This is a genomic window from Microcystis sp. M53598_WE2 (assembly GCF_030067735.1).
GTDB classification, from domain to species: domain Bacteria; phylum Cyanobacteriota; class Cyanobacteriia; order Cyanobacteriales; family Microcystaceae; genus Microcystis; species Microcystis aeruginosa.
The window spans coordinates 1-2,792 of the sequence record NZ_JASJFE010001073.1 but is presented as its reverse complement, the minus strand read 5'-3'; the positions used below and the strand labels follow the sequence as shown (position 1 = coordinate 2,792).

General features: G+C 38.9%; 3 protein-coding genes. All 3 read right to left on the bottom strand.

Features of this window, described 5'->3' with window-relative positions; all coding sequences use genetic code 11:
* Positions 1–157: 157 nt before the first annotated feature.
* Positions 158–478 carry a DUF433 domain-containing protein gene (locus tag PX636_RS21870; RefSeq protein ID WP_288118873.1) on the bottom strand — a complete coding sequence of 107 codons (321 nt, stop codon included), beginning with the start codon at positions 476–478 and terminating at the stop codon, positions 158–160.
* Between the two features lie 70 nt (positions 479–548).
* On the bottom strand, positions 549–1,829 hold the full coding sequence (locus PX636_RS21865; protein WP_288118870.1) for a glycosyltransferase family 4 protein: 1,281 nt from the start codon (positions 1,827–1,829) through the stop codon (positions 549–551).
* Complete coding sequence (locus PX636_RS21860; RefSeq protein ID WP_288118867.1) at positions 1,826–2,548, bottom strand: FkbM family methyltransferase; 723 nt, start codon at positions 2,546–2,548, stop codon at positions 1,826–1,828. Before PX636_RS21860 ends, PX636_RS21865 begins: the two co-directional genes overlap by 4 nt.
* Positions 2,549–2,792 lie beyond the last annotated feature (244 nt).

Sequence of the window (2,792 nt, the reverse complement as noted above, 5' to 3'; positions counted from 1 at the left end):
TGAAACCCAACACCCGCTCATGTTACGCTACCCCTAACCCATCCTACAAATAATTGGGGAGCATCTCATTTATGCAAGTGAGTAATTATACTTATCCATAAAACTGGTTTCTAGCAAGGCTTTCAAAATAGCTTGACATAAAAACCTGATTTAGGGGTTACAAAGGTGAGATGCTCCCCTTCAATTTTTGGTATAGCAAAGGACTCTTTTCTCTACAAGACTGTTGTAGTTGCTGAAACTCGGCTTCACCCTTTTTCAGATAGGCATCGACAAGCTCTCGATTGGCAAGATAGAAGGCGATCGCGCCATAAACCTGTTCGAGGGAAAGGAGTGGGAAATTTTGGGCAATGCTTTCGGGCGATTCTCCGTTCAAGAAAGGATAGACAACTGAATCAAGGGAGATAAGAGTTCCTTCAATCCAATATTCTTCTTCTCGTTGCTCGATGTACTGCTTTGTTGGGATAGAGGCTAATTTCATAGGAGCAATGTTGCTGTTTAGCTAAAAGGATAAGAAATCGCACTACCAAGTAGGAATATCATTGCTATGACTAAGGTATAGATTTTTGGCGATGTCTATTGCTCTTGCTCAAGATATCGCTATATAACTCTAAATATTTTTCTGCCTGTAACTCCCAAGTAAATTGCTGCTCCACTTTTTGCCTTGCCCGAATGCACAATTGGTTATACCTTTCTGTATCTTCTAATACCCAATTAATTCCCCGTGCCAAGTCTTCCACCTCGAAGGGTTTGGCCAGATAACCATTCTCTTGATGTTCGATCATATCAGGCATTCCACCAATTTTAAAAGCAACAGAGGGAGTTCCACAGGCGAGAGCTTCCATGACTGTGTTAGGAAGATTATCCTCAAGGGAGGGAGCGACGAAAATATCGGCGGCGGCATAGACTAAAGCTAGGGAAATATCATCATTTAATCTGCCTAAATAATGGGTTTTCAGTCCAAAATCAGGCGGATTAACCGGTTCAGAAGCACCGAAGACCACTAACTCTAATTTATGCTGCCATATTTCCCCCTGACTGAGTTTTTTTATAGCAGGTAGCAGCAGATGAAACCCTTTTCGGTTATCGCTTGTTGCCGTCATAGCACCAAAGAGAATAAGCTGTTTATCTTGGGGTAATCCTAAGAGATGGCGGGCAATGTTTTTCTCGATTGGTTGATACCTTTGAATATCTAAGCCATTGGCAATTACTTCTATCCGTAAATCCTGAAATAGAGAACTATTTCTAGCACAATCTGCTAACCATTGACTGGGGGTAACAATAGTCAGATTTAGATTTTTCCAAGCTTGAGATTTTCGCCACCAAACCCAACGAGAAATATCCCCATCTTGCTGACTTTTTAATTGAGGACAATGACCACAGGATTGGGTATAGCGATCACATTCTCCACTATAGTGACAACCACCAGTAAAAGGCCACATATCGTGAGCCGTCCAAACAAGAGGTTGCTTAAATTTGGCTAGGGTTTCAATTTGTAAAAACCCGGCATTAATCCAGTGTAAGTTAATAATATCTGGACTAATTTGGGCTACTCTAGAAACAAGGCGATCGGGAAGCCATTGGATAGAATAAGGTGTTCTCTCTCTTTGAGAATATAATGACAAGGGCAAGTGATCAACAGCAGGTATTAGCTTTGTCCAACCCTTCATTAATTTATTTGCTGGCGATAAAACAGTATAGTCATCACGAGTTTTATCACCAACTAACAGAGTCGAATCTGCACCAGTTTCCCGCAAGCCTTGATGTAAACGATAAACTGCCGCATAGGCGCCGCCTCGACCATCAGAATTACTTAGTAAACATACTTTCATGACTTAAAAAATATCCCGTCTATTTGTAATAGTCTTCCAGTGTGTTTATCAGCAAAGTTCGGAATAATCGTATATAGCTCGTAGCCAAGTTGTCTCATAAACTCTATCATATCTTCAAAGAGTATTTGCTGGTCATATAGTGGCACTAAAGACATTTCTATTTGTATCCCTTTAACTAAAGGAAGAATCTGAACAGCACCTTCAATAACTTGCTTTTCAAATCCCTGCACATCGATCTTCAAAAATATTGATTGAGTACCCTCTCTAATGTAGTCTTTAGCTAAAGTATCTAGCCGTCTTAATTGTACTATTTCGGAACCACAATAAACTGATTCAGGAGCAGCTTGGACATGAGCATCTAACATCGATAATACGGAGCTACTTTGACTATTCCCAGCAATATTAATGGTAATTTCACCTTCTTGATCTCCTAAAGCAGAGCGAGGAGCAATTTCCCACAAGTTATCTTTCTTGCTAAGAGTCAGTAATTGTGAGTAAGCACTGGATAAAGGTTCAAAGGATACTATTTTACCTTCATAACCACAGTCTCGCAGAAAACTAGCATACTGTCCACAGTTAGCACCCACATCAAAAATTAGCTCTATCTGATGATATTCCAATAACCTTTCCATCAGGGCAACTTGTGAAGTATTAAGATTATATCTCTTGACTTCAAACCCTAGTTTTCTGAACAGGTTTTTCAGGAATTTTTTAAGCATATTATCCTCATATTCAGAACATAACAATTGTAACCAGTAAGTAATTTATCTCAATTTAACCCTTCGGAAGTAAATTTTTTTATTTCTGGTAAACAACTGTCACTGAATGACCAATTGGCTTAATTCTATCATCTGTGAGTCCAGCAGAAATAAATGATGCTATCACTTGAGATATTTTTAATTTAACTTGGTAATTAGTTGAAATATCTACTAAAGAATAGTTTTGATTATTTTTGAATAAGTT

Bases quoted from the DNA above. Each gene is read 5' to 3' on its own strand.
- PX636_RS21870 (WP_288118873.1), bottom strand. From the start codon at position 478: ATGAAATTAGCCTCTATCCCAACAAAGCAGTACATCGAGCAACGAGAA.
- PX636_RS21865 (WP_288118870.1), bottom strand. From the start codon at position 1,829: ATGAAAGTATGTTTACTAAGTAATTCTGATGGTCGAGGCGGCGCCTAT.
- PX636_RS21860 (WP_288118867.1), bottom strand. From the start codon at position 2,548: ATGCTTAAAAAATTCCTGAAAAACCTGTTCAGAAAACTAGGGTTTGAA.